This window comes from Pseudomonas sp. L13 (assembly GCF_009935965.1).
GTDB lineage: Bacteria > Pseudomonadota > Gammaproteobacteria > Pseudomonadales > Pseudomonadaceae > Aquipseudomonas > Aquipseudomonas lactis.
In genome coordinates, this window is sequence record NZ_QODJ01000009.1 from 47,309 (window position 1) to 62,639 (window position 15,331).

General features: G+C 59.2%; 18 protein-coding genes. 17 read left to right on the plus strand and 1 reads right to left on the minus strand.

Annotated features, from left to right (window positions below; translation table 11 throughout):
• Position 1: 1 nt before the first annotated feature.
• From tgt to DK871_RS07845, 5 genes are all read left to right on the plus strand, one after another.
• Positions 2-1,117 (plus strand): tRNA guanosine(34) transglycosylase Tgt, encoded by a 1,116-nt coding sequence (gene tgt, locus DK871_RS07825; protein ID WP_032803964.1) that lies wholly within the window; start codon positions 2-4, stop codon positions 1,115-1,117.
• 43 nt (positions 1,118-1,160) lie between these two features.
• The gene (yajC, locus tag DK871_RS07830; protein ID WP_003175975.1) at positions 1,161-1,499 is read left to right on the plus strand and encodes a preprotein translocase subunit YajC; all 339 of its coding nucleotides are present in this window, start codon (positions 1,161-1,163) and stop codon (positions 1,497-1,499) included.
• Between the two features lie 62 nt (positions 1,500-1,561).
• Positions 1,562-3,430, plus strand: a complete 1,869-nt coding sequence (gene secD, locus DK871_RS07835) for a protein translocase subunit SecD (protein ID WP_003194025.1) — start codon at positions 1,562-1,564, stop codon at positions 3,428-3,430.
• Between the two features lie 9 nt (positions 3,431-3,439).
• Positions 3,440-4,354: a protein translocase subunit SecF gene (gene secF, locus DK871_RS07840; RefSeq protein WP_161904592.1), complete on the plus strand. Its 915-nt coding sequence runs from the start codon at positions 3,440-3,442 to the stop codon at positions 4,352-4,354.
• A gap of 123 nt (positions 4,355-4,477) precedes the next feature.
• Complete coding sequence (locus DK871_RS07845) at positions 4,478-5,020, plus strand: glycine zipper 2TM domain-containing protein (RefSeq protein ID WP_003194023.1); 543 nt, start codon at positions 4,478-4,480, stop codon at positions 5,018-5,020.
• 207 nt (positions 5,021-5,227) lie between these two features.
• On the opposite strand, the gene suhB is transcribed toward DK871_RS07845, so the two are convergent.
• The gene (suhB, locus tag DK871_RS07850) at positions 5,228-6,043 is read right to left on the minus strand and encodes an inositol-phosphate phosphatase (RefSeq protein WP_005791195.1); all 816 of its coding nucleotides are present in this window, start codon (positions 6,041-6,043) and stop codon (positions 5,228-5,230) included.
• A 145-nt stretch (positions 6,044-6,188) separates the two neighbouring features.
• Between suhB and trmJ the strand changes: the two genes are divergently transcribed.
• The 12 genes from trmJ to rlmN all read left to right on the plus strand — a co-directional run bounded on the left by trmJ (position 6,189) and on the right by rlmN (position 15,329).
• Entirely contained in the window at positions 6,189-6,959 is a 771-nt protein-coding gene (gene trmJ, locus DK871_RS07855; protein WP_161904593.1) for a tRNA (cytosine(32)/uridine(32)-2'-O)-methyltransferase TrmJ, read from the plus strand.
• Between the two features lie 2 nt (positions 6,960-6,961).
• Positions 6,962-7,747, plus strand: a complete 786-nt coding sequence (cysE, locus tag DK871_RS07860) for a serine O-acetyltransferase (protein WP_034128028.1) — start codon at positions 6,962-6,964, stop codon at positions 7,745-7,747.
• Positions 7,748-8,034: 287 nt separating this feature from the next.
• On the plus strand, positions 8,035-8,526 hold the full coding sequence (iscR, locus tag DK871_RS07865) for a Fe-S cluster assembly transcriptional regulator IscR (RefSeq protein WP_003194020.1): 492 nt from the start codon (positions 8,035-8,037) through the stop codon (positions 8,524-8,526).
• 50 nt (positions 8,527-8,576) lie between these two features.
• Positions 8,577-9,791: an IscS subfamily cysteine desulfurase gene (locus tag DK871_RS07870; RefSeq protein ID WP_003194019.1), complete on the plus strand. Its 1,215-nt coding sequence runs from the start codon at positions 8,577-8,579 to the stop codon at positions 9,789-9,791.
• A 99-nt stretch (positions 9,792-9,890) separates the two neighbouring features.
• A complete protein-coding gene (iscU, locus tag DK871_RS07875; protein ID WP_003175965.1) occupies positions 9,891-10,277 on the plus strand; it encodes a Fe-S cluster assembly scaffold IscU in 387 nt (128 codons plus the stop codon).
• Positions 10,278-10,305: 28 nt separating this feature from the next.
• Positions 10,306-10,629, plus strand: coding sequence for an iron-sulfur cluster assembly protein IscA (iscA, locus tag DK871_RS07880; RefSeq protein ID WP_003175963.1), 324 nt, complete (start codon positions 10,306-10,308; stop codon positions 10,627-10,629).
• A gap of 8 nt (positions 10,630-10,637) precedes the next feature.
• Positions 10,638-11,159, plus strand: a complete 522-nt coding sequence (hscB, locus tag DK871_RS07885) for a co-chaperone HscB (protein WP_032895386.1) — start codon at positions 10,638-10,640, stop codon at positions 11,157-11,159.
• A 51-nt stretch (positions 11,160-11,210) separates the two neighbouring features.
• Entirely contained in the window at positions 11,211-13,073 is a 1,863-nt protein-coding gene (gene hscA, locus DK871_RS07890; protein ID WP_032895387.1) for a Fe-S protein assembly chaperone HscA, read from the plus strand.
• Between the two features lie 3 nt (positions 13,074-13,076).
• Positions 13,077-13,418 (plus strand): ISC system 2Fe-2S type ferredoxin, encoded by a 342-nt coding sequence (fdx, locus tag DK871_RS07895; RefSeq protein ID WP_161904594.1) that lies wholly within the window; start codon positions 13,077-13,079, stop codon positions 13,416-13,418.
• Between the two features lie 14 nt (positions 13,419-13,432).
• A complete protein-coding gene (gene iscX / locus DK871_RS07900; protein ID WP_032879605.1) occupies positions 13,433-13,633 on the plus strand; it encodes a Fe-S cluster assembly protein IscX in 201 nt (66 codons plus the stop codon).
• A gap of 92 nt (positions 13,634-13,725) precedes the next feature.
• The gene (gene ndk, locus DK871_RS07905) at positions 13,726-14,151 is read left to right on the plus strand and encodes a nucleoside-diphosphate kinase (protein ID WP_003175956.1); all 426 of its coding nucleotides are present in this window, start codon (positions 13,726-13,728) and stop codon (positions 14,149-14,151) included.
• Positions 14,152-14,180: 29 nt separating this feature from the next.
• The gene (rlmN, locus tag DK871_RS07910; protein WP_003194014.1) at positions 14,181-15,329 is read left to right on the plus strand and encodes a 23S rRNA (adenine(2503)-C(2))-methyltransferase RlmN; all 1,149 of its coding nucleotides are present in this window, start codon (positions 14,181-14,183) and stop codon (positions 15,327-15,329) included.
• Positions 15,330-15,331: the final 2 nt, after the last annotated feature.

The window sequence follows — 15,331 nt, forward strand, 5'->3', positions numbered from 1 at the left end:
TATGTCGTTTGAATTGCTCGCTACGGACGGTAAAGCCCGTCGTGGTCGCCTGACCTTCCCGCGTGGCACCGTGGAGACCCCGGCGTTCATGCCGGTCGGCACCTATGGCACCGTCAAAGGCATGTTGCCGCGTGACATCGTCGCCACGGGCGCCGAGATCATCCTCGGCAATACCTTCCACCTGTGGCTGCGCCCGGGCACGGAAGTGATCAAGAAGCACGGCGACCTGCATGACTTCATGAAGTGGCAAGGCCCGATCCTTACCGACTCCGGTGGTTTCCAGGTGTTCAGCCTGGGCGCCATGCGCAAGATCAAGGAGGAGGGCGTGACCTTCGCCTCGCCGGTCGACGGCGCCAAGGTGTTCATGGGCCCGGAAGAGTCGATGCAGGTACAGCGCGACCTGGGTTCGGACATCGTGATGATTTTCGACGAGTGCACGCCGTACCCGGCCGATGAAGACGTGGCGCGTATTTCCATGGAGTTGTCCCTGCGCTGGGCCCAGCGTTCGAAGAACGCCCATGGCGATAACACGGCGGCGCTGTTCGGTATTGTCCAGGGCGGCATGCATGAAAGCCTGCGCAAACGCTCGCTGGAAGGCCTCGACAAGATCGGCTTTGACGGCCTGGCCATCGGCGGTTTGTCGGTGGGCGAGCCCAAGCACGAAATGATCAAGGTGCTGGATTACCTGCCGGGCCTGATGCCCGCAGACAAACCTCGTTACCTTATGGGCGTTGGCAAACCGGAAGATCTCGTAGAGGGTGTGCGCCGCGGTGTGGACATGTTCGATTGCGTGATGCCAACCCGCAATGCCCGCAATGGGCATCTGTTCATCGATACAGGCGTGCTGAAGATCCGTAACGCGTTCCATCGCCATGATGATTCGCCGCTGGATCCCACCTGTGACTGCTACACCTGCCAGAACTTCTCCCGTGCTTATCTGCACCATCTGGACAAATGCGGGGAAATGCTGGGTAGCATGTTGAATACCATCCACAATTTGCGTCATTACCAAGTCCTGATGGCTGGTTTGCGCGAGGCTATTCAACAGGGTACATTGGCCGCCTTCGTCGATGCCTTCTATGCCAAGCGTGGCCTCCCTGTGCCGCCCTTGGACTGAGTTTTCCGACCCTAAGATTCACTATTTGCAACTGGAGTGCTAAATGAGCTTTTTTATCTCTAACGCCATGGCTGACGCCGCTGCGCCTGCTGCTGCCGGCCCTATGGGCGGTGGTTTCGAGTGGATTTTCCTGGTCGGCTTCCTGGTCATCTTCTACCTGATGATCTGGCGTCCACAGGCCAAGCGCGCCAAAGAGCAGAAAAACCTGCTGGGCAGCCTGCAAAAAGGCGACGAAGTCGTGACCACTGGCGGCATCGCCGGCAAGATCACCAAGGTTTCCGATGCTTTCGTGGTACTGGAAGTCTCCGACACCGTGGAAATGAAGTTCCAGAAGGGCGCCATCGCCGCCACGCTGCCTAAAGGCACGCTCAAAGCGATCTGAGTAACAACCTTTACCAATCGACGGGGCGCGCAAGGCGCCCCGCGTTATAAGCGGGCGGCGTGATGCTGAACAAATACCCTCTGTGGAAATACGTACTGATCCTGGCGGTGCTGGCGATCGGTTTTATTTATTCCGCTCCCAATCTCTATCCTGATGACCCGGCGATCCAGATCTCTGGCGCCAGCACTTCGCTGCAGGTCAATCAGGCTGACCTGGACCGTGCGAGCAAAGCGCTCAACGACGCGGGTATCCAGGTTAAAGCGGCAACCTTGGCGGCTGGATCCAAAGGCGGCTTGTTGCGCCTGACCAAGCAAGAAGACCAATTGCCGGCCAAAGACGTCGTACGCAAGGCCATGGGTGACGACTACGTTGTCGCGCTCAACCTGGCCCAGACCACGCCACAATGGCTGCGCAGCATTGGCGCGCACCCGATGAAGCTGGGTCTGGACTTGTCCGGTGGTGTGCACTTCCTGCTGGAAGTCGACATGGACAAGGCCCTGGACGCACGTCTGAAGGTCTATGAAGGCGACGTGAAGAGCCTGCTGCGCAAAGAGAAGCTGCGCTATCGCAGCCTGCCGCAGCTCAACGGTGCCATTCAGCTGGGTTTTGCTGATGAAGCTTCCCGCGAACAGGCCCGTGCGCTGATCCGCAAGAACTTCAATGACTTCGACATCGTACCGGCCGACCTCAATGGTCAAGCGGTACTGCGCCTGGCGATGAGCCCGGCCAAGATCGCTGAAATCCGCGAATACTCCATCAAGCAGAACTTGACCACGGTGCGTAACCGCGTCAACGAGCTGGGTGTGGCCGAGCCGATCGTGCAGCGCCAGGGCGCCAACCGTATCGTGGTTGAGTTGCCGGGCGTACAGGACACCGCTGAAGCCAAGCGTATCCTCGGCAAGACCGCCAACCTGGAGTTCCGTCTCGCGGCAGACCCAGGCGCTACGCGTGCTACTTCCGAAGAGTTCGAATTCCGTGAAGGCAACCGTCCTCCCGCGCTGATCGAGCGTGGCTTGATCATCACCGGTGACCAGGTGACCGACGCCAAGGCTGGTTTCGGCGAGCACGGCACGCCTGAAGTGAACATCCGTCTGGATGGCCATGGTGGCGAACTGATGAGCCGCGCCACGCGCAGCAACGTCGGTCGCAGCATGGCGGTGATCTTCATCGAGCAGCGCCCGGTGACCACCTACACCAAGCAAATGGTCAATGGCGTCGAGAAAGACGTGCCGGTGCAGACCTTCAAGGAAGAGAAGAAGATCATCAGCCTGGCGACCATCCAGTCGCCGCTGGGTGCTCAGTTCCGTATCACTGGCCTGAACGGCCAGGGCGAGTCTTCCGAGCTGGCGTTGCTGCTGCGTGCCGGTGGCCTGGCGGCACCGATGTACTTCGCTGAAGAACGTACCATCGGCCCGAGCCTGGGTGCCGACAACATCACCAAGGGTGTCGATGCGGCGCTGTGGGGCATGTTGTTCGTGTCGCTGTTCATCATCGCCATCTACCGCTTCTTTGGTGTGATCGCCACCGTTGCCCTGGCGGGCAACATGGTGATGCTGCTGGCCCTGATGTCGTTGCTGGGCGCCACACTGACCCTGCCAGGTATCGCGGGTATCGTACTCACCATGGGTATGGCGGTGGACGCCAACGTGCTGATCTTCTCGCGGATTCGTGAAGAGATCGCCGCCGGCATGACCGTGCAGCGTGCAATCAACGAAGGCTTCGGCCGGGCATTTACCGCGATCCTCGACTCCAACCTGACCACACTGTTGGTCGGCGGGATTCTCTTCGCCATGGGCACAGGCCCGGTGAAAGGCTTTGCGGTGACCATGTCCCTCGGGATCTTTACCTCGATGTTCACGGCCATCATGGTGACCCGCGCAATGGTCAACCTGATCTTTGGCGGGCGTGACTTCAAGAAGTTGTGGATTTAAGGGGCTGCCATGTTACGTACAATCAACTTCATGGGCGTTCGCAACATTGCGTTCGGCGTCACCGTGCTCCTTACCGTACTGGCGTTGTTCAGCTGGTTCCATAAGGGCCTGAACTACGGCCTGGACTTCACCGGCGGTACGCTCATCGAGCTGACCTACGAGAAGCCGGCCGACGTTACCCTGGTGCGCAGCGAGCTGGTCAAGGCCGGCTATCACGAAGCCGTGGTGCAAAGCTTTGGCGCCACCACTGACCTGCTGGTGCGCATGCCTGGCGAAGACCCGCAACTGGGTCACCAGGTAGCCGAGGCCTTGCAAAAGGTGGGTGGCGATAACCCTGCGTCGGTCAAGCGCGTCGAGTTCGTCGGCCCGCAAGTGGGTGAAGAGCTGCGCGACCAGGGCGGCCTCGGCATGCTGATGGCGCTGGTCGGCATCATGATCTACCTGGCGTTCCGCTTTCAGTGGAAGTTCGGGGTTGGCGCCATTGTGTCGCTGATCCACGACGTGGTCGTCACCGTGGGTATCCTGGCCTACTTCCAGATCACCTTCGACCTGACCGTACTGGCGGCCGTGCTGGCGATCATTGGTTACTCGCTCAACGACACCATCGTGGTATTCGACCGGGTTCGTGAGAACTTCCGTGTACTGCGCAAGGCGACGTTGATCGAGAACATCAACATCTCCACCACCCAGACCCTGCTGCGGACCATGGCGACGTCGATCTCCACCTTGCTGGCGATTGCTGCGCTGATGATCTTTGGTGGCGACAACCTGTGGGGCTTCTCCCTGGCGCTGTTTATCGGCGTTCTGGCGGGTACCTACTCGTCGATCTACATCGCCAACGTGGTGCTGATCTGGCTGAACCTCAACAGCGAAGACCTGATCCCTCCTGCCGTTACCGACAAGGAGGTCGACGACCGTCCTTGATGGGCGCTTGTTGATCCGCTGTTACAAGAAAGGCGCGAGTATTGAACTCGCGCCTTTTTTTTTGCTCCAAGGCTGGGTATAGCGCGGATCTTTCGGTCCGCTTGTGATGGTCAGGAGGTTCATGTGAACAAGTCGTTGCTGGTTGGTGCGGTATTGGGTGCTGTCGGTGTGACTGCCGGAGGCGCTGTTGCCACCTACAGCCTGGTAAAAAGCGGCCCTGAGTATGCGCAAGTGCTGGCGGTGCAGCCGGTCAAAACCCAGATCAAAACTCCTCGTGAGGTCTGCAAGGACGTCACTGTGACCCGGCAGCGTCCGGTGCAGGACCAACATCAAATCGCCGGTACTGTGGTGGGTGCCCTTGCGGGTGGCCTGCTAGGCAACCAGATTGGTGGCGGTAACGGTAAGAAGCTGGCCACCGTGGCCGGTGCGGTCGGTGGTGGTTACGCCGGTAACAAGGTTCAGGAAGGCATGCAGAACCGCGATACCTACACCACCACGCAAACTCGCTGTAACACCGTTAACGACATCAGTGACAAGGTGGTCGGTTATGACGTGCGTTACAACCTGGATGGCAAGGAAGGTACCGTGCGTATGGAGCGCGACCCTGGCAGCCAGATTCCGGTGGACAAGGAAGGCCGTCTGATCCTGGGTCAGAACCAGCAGTAACCCCAAGGTCTGGTTTCGATCCAAATGTGGGAGCTGGCTTGCCTGCGATAGCGGTGGGTCAGTAACTAATCAGTTGGTTGGCAGCCCGCCATCGCAGGCAAGCCAGCTCCCACATCGGATTGTATTGAGTCAGTTGGAATTGGTTTTTTGCTAAATCCCACGCATAAAAAAAGCACCCCGAGGGGTGCTTTTTTTGTGCTCGCTCGCTTAACGCTTCAGCGAAGCCGGCAGGTGCGGCTGGATCGCCGTCAGCACTGCCTTGAAGCATTTGGTGTTGCCAGCCACGACGTGGCCTTTCTCCAGGAAGTCATGACCACCGGTGAAGTCGCTCACCAGGCCGCCTGCTTCTTGAATCAGCAGAGCGCCAGCAGCCATGTCCCACTCGGACAGGCCCGACTCCCAGAATGCATCAAAACGACCGGCGGCTACATAAGCCAGGTCCAGGCTGGCTGCACCGGCGCGGCGGATGCCGGCGGTCTGGCCAACCAGGGCGCGGAACATGCCCAGGTAGTTTTCCAGGTTGTCCATCTGGTCGTCGCGGAACGGGAAGCCGGTACCCAGCAGGGCGCCTTCCAGGCTGGTGCGGCCGCTGACACGCAGGCGGCGGCCGTTCAACTGGGCGCCACGGCCACGGCTGGCGGTGAATTCTTCCTGGCGAACCGGGTCCAGTACAACGGCGTGTTCCAGGCGGCCACGGTATTTGCAGGCGATGCTCACGGCAAAGTGCGGGATACCGCGCAGGAAGTTGGTGGTGCCATCCAGTGGGTCGATGATCCACAGGTAGTCTTCGCCTTCGCCGCTGCCTTTGTGCAGGCCGGTTTCTTCGCCGAGGATGCCGTGGGTAGGGTAGGCCTTGCGCAGGGCGTCGATGATTTTCTGTTCGGCGGCGCGATCCACCTCGGATACATAATCCTTGGCGTCTTTTTCGTCGACCTTGATGGTATCCAGGCGCTCGATGGAGCGGAAGATCAATTCACTGGCGCTGCGGGCGGCGCGCAGCGCGATATTCAGCATGGGCTGCATGGATAGGTCACCTAAGGTTGTTAAAGAAAGCCGAGCATTCTAGCAGAAACTTTCCTCAGGTGAAGGACGACGTTCGCTTTCATGGCATAACCTTAGGCGGTTCTGTAAGATTTGCTCCCCTTTCCTGTGTCCGAGAGCGCCTCCCTTGCTGCAAAACATTCGTGTCGTCTTGGTCAATACCAGTCATCCCGGCAACATCGGCGGGGTGGCGCGAGCCATGAAAAACATGGGGCTGACGCGCCTGGTGCTGGTCGAGCCGCGGATATTCCCGCACCACGAGGCGGATGCCCGTGCGTCCGGCGCCAATGACTTGCTTGAAAATGCCCAAGTGGTCGCCACTTTGGAGGACGCCTTGGTCGGCTGCAATCTGGTGCTCGGCACCAGTGCCCGTGATCGTCGTATCCCTTGGCCACTGCTGGATCCGCGTGAATGCGGCACCAAAGTGGTGGAAGAGGCTGCTGGCGGTGCTGAAATCGCCTTGGTATTCGGCCGTGAAGACTCCGGCCTGACCAACGAAGAGCTGCAGCGATGTCATTACCACGTGCATATTCCCTCGGACCCTGAGTTCAGCTCGCTGAACCTCGGGGCGGCGGTGCAGGTGCTGACGTATGAAGTGCGCATGGCCTGGCTGGCCGCTGCCGGCCAGCCGAGCAAAGTGGAAAAGGAAGAGGTTGCCTCGACCAAAAGTGGCGAGTTGGCCACCATGGACGAGCTGGAGCGGTTCTATGAGCACTTGGAGCAAACCCTGGTCGCCATCGAATTCCTCGACCCTGAAAAGCCACGGCACTTGATGGCGCGCCTGCGTCGCTTGTACGGCCGCAGCTCGGTGAGCCGGGCTGAAATGAACATATTGCGTGGCATCCTCACGGAAACCCAGAAAGCGGCCCGTGGTGAGCTTCTTAAGCGGAAGGATTAAAAATGTTCGAGCGTTTGCGAGAAGATATCCAAAGTGTTTTCCACCGTGACCCGGCGGCGCGCAACGCCTTTGAAGTGCTGACCTGCTACCCGGGCATGCACGCGATCTGGATCCACCGCCTGTCCGGCGCCCTGTGGGGCATGGGCTGGAAATGGCTGGCGCGGTTGGTATCGAACTTCGGGCGCTGGTTGACCGGTATCGAGATCCACCCGGGTGCCAAGGTGGGCCGTCGGTTCTTTATCGACCACGGCATGGGCATCGTGATTGGCGAAACGGCCGAGATCGGCGATGACGTCACCCTCTATCAAGGCGTGACCCTGGGCGGCACCACCTGGAACAAGGGTAAGCGCCACCCGACGCTGGGCGATGGCGTGGTGGTAGGGGCGGGCGCCAAGGTGCTCGGGCCGTTTACCGTGGGCGCTGGCGCGAAGGTCGGCTCCAACGCAGTGGTAACCAAGGCTGTGCCGCCGGGTGCCACGGTTGTGGGTATCCCGGGCCGGATCATCGTCAAGCCGCAGGTCGGTGACGAGCAAGAGGCCAAGCGCAAGGCGATGGCCGAGAAGATTGGCTTCGATGCCTATGGCGTCAGCGAAGACATGCCCGACCCGGTGGCTCGCGCCATTGGCCAATTGCTTGATCATCTGCAGGCGGTGGATGGCAAGCTGGAGGGTATGTGTGGTGCGCTGAAGGAGTTGGGCAGCCCGTACTGCGCCAAAGACCTGCCTGAACTGCGCGAAGAGGATTTTGCTGAAATCAAGGACGAAGCCGCTACCACCAAGGCAGGCTGAACGCGGTCCCTTGTGGGAGCTGGCTTGCCTGCGATTGCGGTGGGCCAGCAACCTATAAGCAAGCTGATAGACAGCTATCGCAGGCAAGCCAGCTCCCACATTTGATCTCCATTGGCTCGGTGGTCTTGCAGCAGGCCTGGTTGCGCTGTTCGTCCCCACCCCATCCTGCTATGATTCGCGCGCCCTTTTTACGGGTAATCCTGACTAAAGTACTAGGTCTTATAGTTGACTTAAATACTCGGGAATCGCATACTTGCTCCCATTCTGAAACACCTTGGTACTTGTCCATGAGACTGACTACAAAAGGCCGATACGCGGTGACCGCCATGCTCGACTTGGCCTTGCACGCGCAAACTGGGCCGGTGTCCCTGGCCGATATCTCCGAGCGCCAAGGCATTTCCCTGTCCTATCTCGAGCAGTTGTTCGCCAAATTGCGCCGTAGCAATCTGGTTTCCAGCGTTCGCGGTCCGGGTGGTGGCTATCAGTTGTCCCGCGACATGCAGGGCATTCAGGTGGCCCAGGTGATCGACGCGGTCAACGAATCCGTCGATGCCACCAAATGCCAGGGTTTGGGTGACTGCCATGCCGGCGACACCTGCCTGACGCACCACTTGTGGTGTGACTTGAGCCTGCAGATCCATGAGTTTTTGAGTGGTATCAGCTTGGCTGATCTTGTGACTCGCCGTGAGGTGCAAGAAGTAGCCCAGCGTCAGGACCAGCGCCGTTGCAACACCAAGGCGCCGCGTCTGGACAAGATTGAAGCGTCCGCCGTCGAGTGACAGCCGAAGAGCTAACGGCACGCCAGCCAGCCTGATTTAGGAGAAAGTCCATGAAATTGCCGATTTACCTTGATTACTCAGCGACCACCCCGGTTGATCCGCGTGTCGCGCAAAAAATGAGCGAATGCCTGCTGGTCGACGGAAACTTCGGCAACCCGGCCTCCCGTTCCCACGTATTCGGCTGGAAAGCCGAGGAAGCGGTCGAGAACGCTCGTCGCCAAGTCGCTGACCTGGTCAATGCCGACCCGCGCGAAATCGTCTGGACCTCCGGTGCCACCGAGTCCGACAACCTGGCTATCAAGGGCGCGGCGCATTTCTACGCGACCAAAGGCAAGCACCTGATCACCACCAAGATTGAGCACAAGGCTGTCCTGGACACCATGCGCCAACTGGAGCGTGAAGGTTTCGAGGTCACCTACCTCGAGCCGACCACCGACGGTATCGTCACCCCGGCCATGATCGAAGCTGCGATGCGTGAAGACACCATCCTGGTTTCCGTGATCCACGTGAACAACGAAATCGGCACCATCAACGACATCGCCGCCATCGGCGAGCTGACCCGTTCCAAGGGTGTGTTGCTGCACGTCGACGCTGCTCAGTCCACAGGCAAGGTCGATATCGACCTGTCCAAGCTGAAAGTCGACCTGATGTCGTTCTCGGCCCACAAGACTTACGGCCCTAAAGGCATCGGTGCTCTCTACGTAAGCCGCAAGCCGCGCGTACGCATCGAAGCCACCATGCACGGCGGCGGTCACGAGCGCGGCATGCGTTCGGGCACCCTGGCAACCCACCAGATCGTCGGCATGGGCGAAGCCTTCCGTGTAGCCAAGGAAGACATGGCTGCCGAAAACGTGCGCATCAAGGCCCTGAGCGACCGCTTCTACAAGCAGGTCGAAAACCTTGAAGAGCTGTACATCAACGGCAGCATGACCGCCCGTGTACCGCACAACCTGAATTTGAGCTTCAACTACGTCGAAGGCGAGTCGCTGATCATGGCGCTCAAGGACCTGGCGGTATCGTCCGGTTCGGCCTGCACCTCGGCGTCCCTTGAGCCTTCGTACGTACTGCGCGCCCTGGGCCGCAACGACGAACTGGCACACAGCTCGATCCGCTTTACGTTCGGCCGCTTCACCACCGAAGAGCAGGTCGACTACGCCGCGCAGAAGGTCTGCGAAGCCGTCAACAAGCTGCGCGTTCTGTCGCCGCTGTGGGATATGTACAAAGACGGTGTCGATATTTCCAAGATCGAGTGGGCGGCACACTAACTATAGAAGCCGCCACCCAAGCTTTGTAGGAACGTGGCGGAAAACGCAGGCGTTTCTACAGGGTTCCAGAGCGGCCCTGATGAGTGAGGATTCAGTACCATGGCTTACAGCGAAAAGGTCATCGACCACTACGAAAACCCGCGCAACGTCGGCAAGATGAACGCGGAAGATCCTGATGTCGGCACCGGCATGGTCGGCGCTCCGGCGTGCGGCGATGTGATGCGCCTGCAGATCAAGGTCAACGATGCTGGCGTTATCGAAGACGCCAAATTCAAGACTTACGGCTGCGGTTCGGCCATCGCCTCCAGCTCCCTGGCGACCGAATGGATGAAAGGCAAGACTCTGGATGAGGCTGTCACCATCAGCAACACCCAGCTGGCCGAAGAACTGGCGCTGCCGCCAGTGAAAATCCACTGCTCGGTACTCGCGGAAGACGCCATCAAGGCGGCGGTTCGCGACTACAAGCAGAAGAAAGGCTTGATCTAAGCATTTGGCGACGAGTAAGGAGTCAACGATGGCTATCAGCATGACAGAAGCGGCTGCGCAGCACATTCGCCGCTCCCTGAATGGGCGCGGTAAAGGTGAGGGGATTCGTCTGGGTGTACGCACCACGGGCTGTTCCGGCCTTGCCTACGTGCTGGAGTTTGTCGACGAGGTGGTTGCAGAGGATCAGGTGTTCGAAAGTCACGGCGAGAAAGTGATTATCGACCCGAAAAGCCTGACCTACCTGGACGGCACCGAACTCGATTTCGTCAAGGAAGGGTTGAATGAAGGCTTCAAGTTCAACAACCCTAACGTGCGCGGTGAATGTGGCTGCGGCGAAAGCTTCAACATCTGAGGCTACTCGTGGGTACTCCTTGTCATTTCGCTTTATTCGAGCTGCAGCCGAGCTTTCGGCTGGACCTTGAGCAGCTTGCTACGCGCTACCGTGAGTTGGCGCGTGGCGTGCATCCGGACCGCTTCGCCGACGCTTCCGAGCGTGAGCAACGCTTGGCGCTGGAGCAATCGGCCAGCCTCAACGAAGCCTATCAGACGCTCAAAAGCCCCCCGAAACGCGCACGTTATTTACTGGCGATGAAGGGTGGTGAGTTGCCGATGGAAGTCACCGTGCATGATCCGGACTTCCTGATGCAGCAGATGCAGTGGCGCGAAGAGCTCGAAGACTTGCAGGACGAAGCCGATGTGGCTGGTGTCGTGGTCTTCAAGCGCCGTCTGAAGGCGGCCCAGGATGAGCTCAACGAAAGCTTCGCAGCCTGTTGGGATGATGCGGCGCAACGTGAGCAGGCCGAACGCCTGATGCGGCGCATGCAATTCCTCGACAAGCTCACCTACGAAGTGCGCCAGTTAGAAGAGCGCCTCGACGATTAACCCAGTGCTGCCCGTGATGCACGCCTGATAGACAGATAAGACCTGATTACCATGGCTCTACTGCAAATCGCCGAACCCGGCCAAAGCCCTCAACCGCACCAGCGTCGCCTGGCGGTCGGGATTGACCTGGGCACCACCAATTCCCTGGTTGCTGCCTTGCGCAGTGGCCTGTCCGAGCCACTGCCCGATGCCGATGGGCAGGTGATCCTGCCGTCCGCCGTGCGTTATCACGCCGACCGCATCGAAGTGGGCGAATCGGCCAAGTTGGCCGCGTCGGCAGACCCCTTGAACACGGTGTTGTCGGTCAAGCGCTTGATGGGTCGTGGGTTGTCCGACGTCAAGCAATTGGGCGACCAACTGCCGTACCGCTTTGTCGGCGGTGAATCCCATATGCCGTTCATCGACACCGTCCAGGGGCCCAAGAGCCCGGTGGAAGTGTCTGCTGACATTCTCAAGGTGCTGCGCCAGCGTGCAGAAAGCACCTTGGGCGGTGAGCTGGTAGGGGCGGTGATCACTGTTCCGGCGTATTTCGATGACGCCCAGCGCCAAGCCACCAAGGATGCGGCGAAACTTGCCGGCTTGAACGTGCTGCGCCTGCTCAACGAGCCGACTGCGGCGGCGGTGGCCTACGGCCTCGATCAGCACGCTGAAGGCCTGGTCGCTATTTATGATCTGGGCGGCGGCACCTTCGATATTTCGATCCTGCGCCTGACCGGCGGTGTGTTTGAAGTGCTCGCAACCGGCGGCGACAGCGCCCTGGGTGGCGATGATTTCGATCACGCCATTGCTGGCTGGATCATCAGCAGTGCTGGCTTGTCGGCCGACCTGGACCCAGGTGCGCAGCGCAACCTGCTGCAAACGGCCTGCGCGGCCAAAGAGGCGCTGACGGACGCTGCTTCTGTTGAAGTGTCCTACGGTGACTGGTCGGCACAGCTGACCCGCGAAGCCTTTGATGCGCTGATCGAGCCGATGGTTGCCCGCAGCCTCAAGGCCTGCCGTCGTGCTGTGCGTGATTCCGGTATCGAGTTGGAAGACGTCGGTGCAGTGGTCATGGTCGGCGGTTCCACCCGCGTGCCGCGCGTGCGTGAAGCGGTCGCCGAGGCCTTTGGGCGTCAACCATTGACCGAAATCGACCCGGATCAAGTCGTCGCCATCGGCGCTGCCATCCAGGCCGATACCCTGGCTGGCAACAAGCGCGATGGCGGCGAATTGCTGTTGCTCGATGTGATCCCGTTGTCCCTGGGCCTGGAAACCATGGGCGGCCTGATGGAGAAGGTGATTCCGCGCAACACCACCATCCCCGTCGCGCGCGCCCAGGACTTCACCACCTACAAAGACGGCCAGACAGCCATGATGATTCATGTGCTGCAAGGTGAGCGCGAGTTGATCAGCGACTGCCGCTCCCTGGCGCGCTTTGAATTGCGTGGCATTCCGGCGATGGTGGCCGGTGCCGCCAAGATTCGCGTGACCTTCCAGGTCGATGCCGATGGCTTGCTCAGCGTGGCTGCGCGCGAACTGGCCTCGGGCGTGGAGGCCAGCATCCAGGTCAAGCCGTCCTACGGCCTCACCGATGGCGAAATCGCCAAGATGCTCAAGGATTCGTTCCAGTATGCCGGTGACGATAAGGTCGCCCGCGTATTGCGCGAGCAACAAGTGGATGCCCAGCGCCTGCTCGAAGCGGTGCAGGGTGCCCTTGAAGCCGACGGCGAGCGCCTGCTGGATGCCGAAGAACGCATGGTCATTGACCTGCAAATGCAGGAACTGGCCGAACTGATGAAAGGCAACGATGGCTACGCCATCGAGCAACAGACCAAGCGCCTGTCGCAAGTGACTGATGCCTTTGCCGCTCGCCGTATGGATCAGACGGTTAAAGCCGCGCTGGCGGGCCGCAACCTGAATGAAATTGAGGAATAACTGATGCCGCAGGTCACTTTTCTACCGCACGCCGAACATTGCCCTGAGGGCAAGGTCGTGGAGGCTGAGACCGGCAAGTCCCTGCTTGAAGTTGCCCACGACAATCATATCGAGATCGAAAGTGCCTGTGGCGGTGTGAATGCCTGCACCACCTGTCACTGCATCATTCGTGAAGGTTTCGATAGCCTCAATGAGGCTGATGACCTGGAAGAAGACTATCTTGATCGGGCGTGGGGCCTTGAACCGACGTCGCGCCTGAGTTGCCAGGCGAAAGTGGGGACTGAAGACCTCACCGTCGAAATCCCGAAATATTCGCTCAACCATGCGGCCGAAGCGCCGCATTGATTCAAGGAAATGTCATGAGCCTGAAATGGGTTGATGTACAAGAAATCGCTATACAACTTGCTGAAGCTCATCCTGAGGTCAATCCTCTTACCGTGAACTTCGTCAAGCTGCGCAACCTCGTAATGGCGCTGCCGGATTTTGACGACATCCCTGACCGGGGTGGCGAAAAGGTCCTGGAGGCGATTCAAGGCCTGTGGATCGAAGAAGCAGACTGAGCCGCCTTTTTACGCAGTTAGGCAATACCCAATAACCCGCGTATAATTCGCGGGTTTAATTTTTCGTAAATTACCGTTTCTGGAGTTACACCATGGCTGTTCAACGTACTTTCTCCATCATCAAGCCTGACGCTGTTGCAAAAAACGTCATCGGCGAGATCACCACTCGTTTCGAAAAAGCCGGCCTGAAGGTTGTAGCTTCGAAACTCAAGCAACTGTCCAAGGCTGAAGCTGAAGGCTTCTACGCTGAGCACAGCGCTCGTGGCTTCTTCGGCGACCTGGTTGCCTTCATGATCTCCGGTCCTGTTGTTGTCCAGGTTCTGGAAGGCGAAAACGCTATCGCTCTGAACCGTGAGCTGATGGGCGCTACCAACCCTAAAGAAGCTGCTGCCGGCACCATCCGTGCTGACTTCGCTGAATCCATCGACGCCAACGCTGTTCACGGCTCGGACTCCGAAGCTGCTGCTGCTCGCGAAATCTCGTACTTTTTCGCTGCTACTGAAGTAACCGCTCGCTAAGCATTGGCTTAAAGAGTGAGGGTGAATCCATGACTACATCGACTGTTAAAACCAACCTGCTGGGTCTGACTCAGCCGGAAATGGAGAAATTCTTCGACTCAATCGGGGAGAAGCGTTTCCGTGCCGGTCAGGTAATGAAGTGGATTCACCACTTTGGCGTCGACGATTTCGACGCCATGACGAACGTCAGCAAGGCCCTGCGCGACAAGCTCAAGGCCATTGCCGAGGTGCGTGGTCCCGAAGTGGTCAGCGAGGACATTTCCAGCGACGGCACCCGTAAATGGGTCGTGCGCGTGGCGTCCGGCAGCTGTGTCGAGACCGTGTACATTCCCCAGGGCAAACGTGGCACTTTGTGCGTTTCGTCCCAGGCAGGCTGTGCCCTGGACTGCAGTTTCTGCTCCACCGGCAAGCAAGGCTTCAATAGCAACCTCACCGCCGCCGAAGTCATTGGCCAGGTGTGGATTGCCAACAAATCCTTTGGCAGCGTCCCGGCGACCGTCGACCGTGCCATCACCAACGTGGTGATGATGGGCATGGGTGAGCCGCTGCTGAACTTCGACAACGTGATTGCGGCCATGCATTTGATGATGGACGACCTGGGCTACGGCATCTCCAAGCGCCGTGTGACCCTGTCGACCTCCGGCGTGGTACCGATGATCGATGAGCTGGCCAAGCACATCGACGTCTCCCTCGCGTTGTCGCTGCACGCACCTAATGACGCATTGCGTAACCAATTGGTGCCGATCAACAAGAAGTATCCGCTTAAGATGCTGCTCGAGTCGTGCCAGCGTTATATGGCGACCCTGGGTGAGAAGCGCGTGTTGACCATTGAGTACACCATGCTCAAGGACGTCAATGACAAGTTGGAGCACGCGGTCGAGATGATCGAATTGCTCAAGGACACCCCGTGCAAGATCAACCTGATCCCGTTCAACCCGTTTCCCCATTCTGGCTACGAGCGGCCGAGCAACAACGCCATCCGTCGTTTCCAGGATCAACTGCACCAGGCCGGCTATAACGTCACCGTGCGAACCACCCGTGGTGAAGACATCGACGCCGCGTGTGGCCAATTGGTAGGGCAGGTGATGGACCGCACCCGCCGCAGTGAACGTTATATCGCCGTGCGCGAACTTAACGCCGCTGAAGATTTACCGCAAATCGCTGTGAATCGAATCTGAGA

Excerpts from the sequence above, each read along its gene's own strand:
- iscR (WP_003194020.1), top strand. The coding sequence starts at position 8,035 with ATGAGACTGACTACAAAAGGCCGATACGCGGTGACCGCCATGCTCGAC.
- tgt (WP_032803964.1), top strand. The coding sequence starts at position 2 with ATGTCGTTTGAATTGCTCGCTACGGACGGTAAAGCCCGTCGTGGTCGC.
- secD (WP_003194025.1), top strand. The coding sequence starts at position 1,562 with ATGCTGAACAAATACCCTCTGTGGAAATACGTACTGATCCTGGCGGTG.
- hscA (WP_032895387.1), top strand. The coding sequence starts at position 11,211 with ATGGCTCTACTGCAAATCGCCGAACCCGGCCAAAGCCCTCAACCGCAC.
- secF (WP_161904592.1), top strand. The coding sequence starts at position 3,440 with ATGTTACGTACAATCAACTTCATGGGCGTTCGCAACATTGCGTTCGGC.
- iscU (WP_003175965.1), top strand. The coding sequence starts at position 9,891 with ATGGCTTACAGCGAAAAGGTCATCGACCACTACGAAAACCCGCGCAAC.
- fdx (WP_161904594.1), top strand. The coding sequence starts at position 13,077 with ATGCCGCAGGTCACTTTTCTACCGCACGCCGAACATTGCCCTGAGGGC.
- DK871_RS07870 (WP_003194019.1), top strand. The coding sequence starts at position 8,577 with ATGAAATTGCCGATTTACCTTGATTACTCAGCGACCACCCCGGTTGAT.
- suhB (WP_005791195.1), bottom strand. The coding sequence starts at position 6,043 with ATGCAGCCCATGCTGAATATCGCGCTGCGCGCCGCCCGCAGCGCCAGT.
- iscA (WP_003175963.1), top strand. The coding sequence starts at position 10,306 with ATGGCTATCAGCATGACAGAAGCGGCTGCGCAGCACATTCGCCGCTCC.
- rlmN (WP_003194014.1), top strand. The coding sequence starts at position 14,181 with ATGACTACATCGACTGTTAAAACCAACCTGCTGGGTCTGACTCAGCCG.
- ndk (WP_003175956.1), top strand. The coding sequence starts at position 13,726 with ATGGCTGTTCAACGTACTTTCTCCATCATCAAGCCTGACGCTGTTGCA.
- cysE (WP_034128028.1), top strand. The coding sequence starts at position 6,962 with ATGTTCGAGCGTTTGCGAGAAGATATCCAAAGTGTTTTCCACCGTGAC.
- yajC (WP_003175975.1), top strand. The coding sequence starts at position 1,161 with ATGAGCTTTTTTATCTCTAACGCCATGGCTGACGCCGCTGCGCCTGCT.
- iscX (WP_032879605.1), top strand. The coding sequence starts at position 13,433 with ATGAGCCTGAAATGGGTTGATGTACAAGAAATCGCTATACAACTTGCT.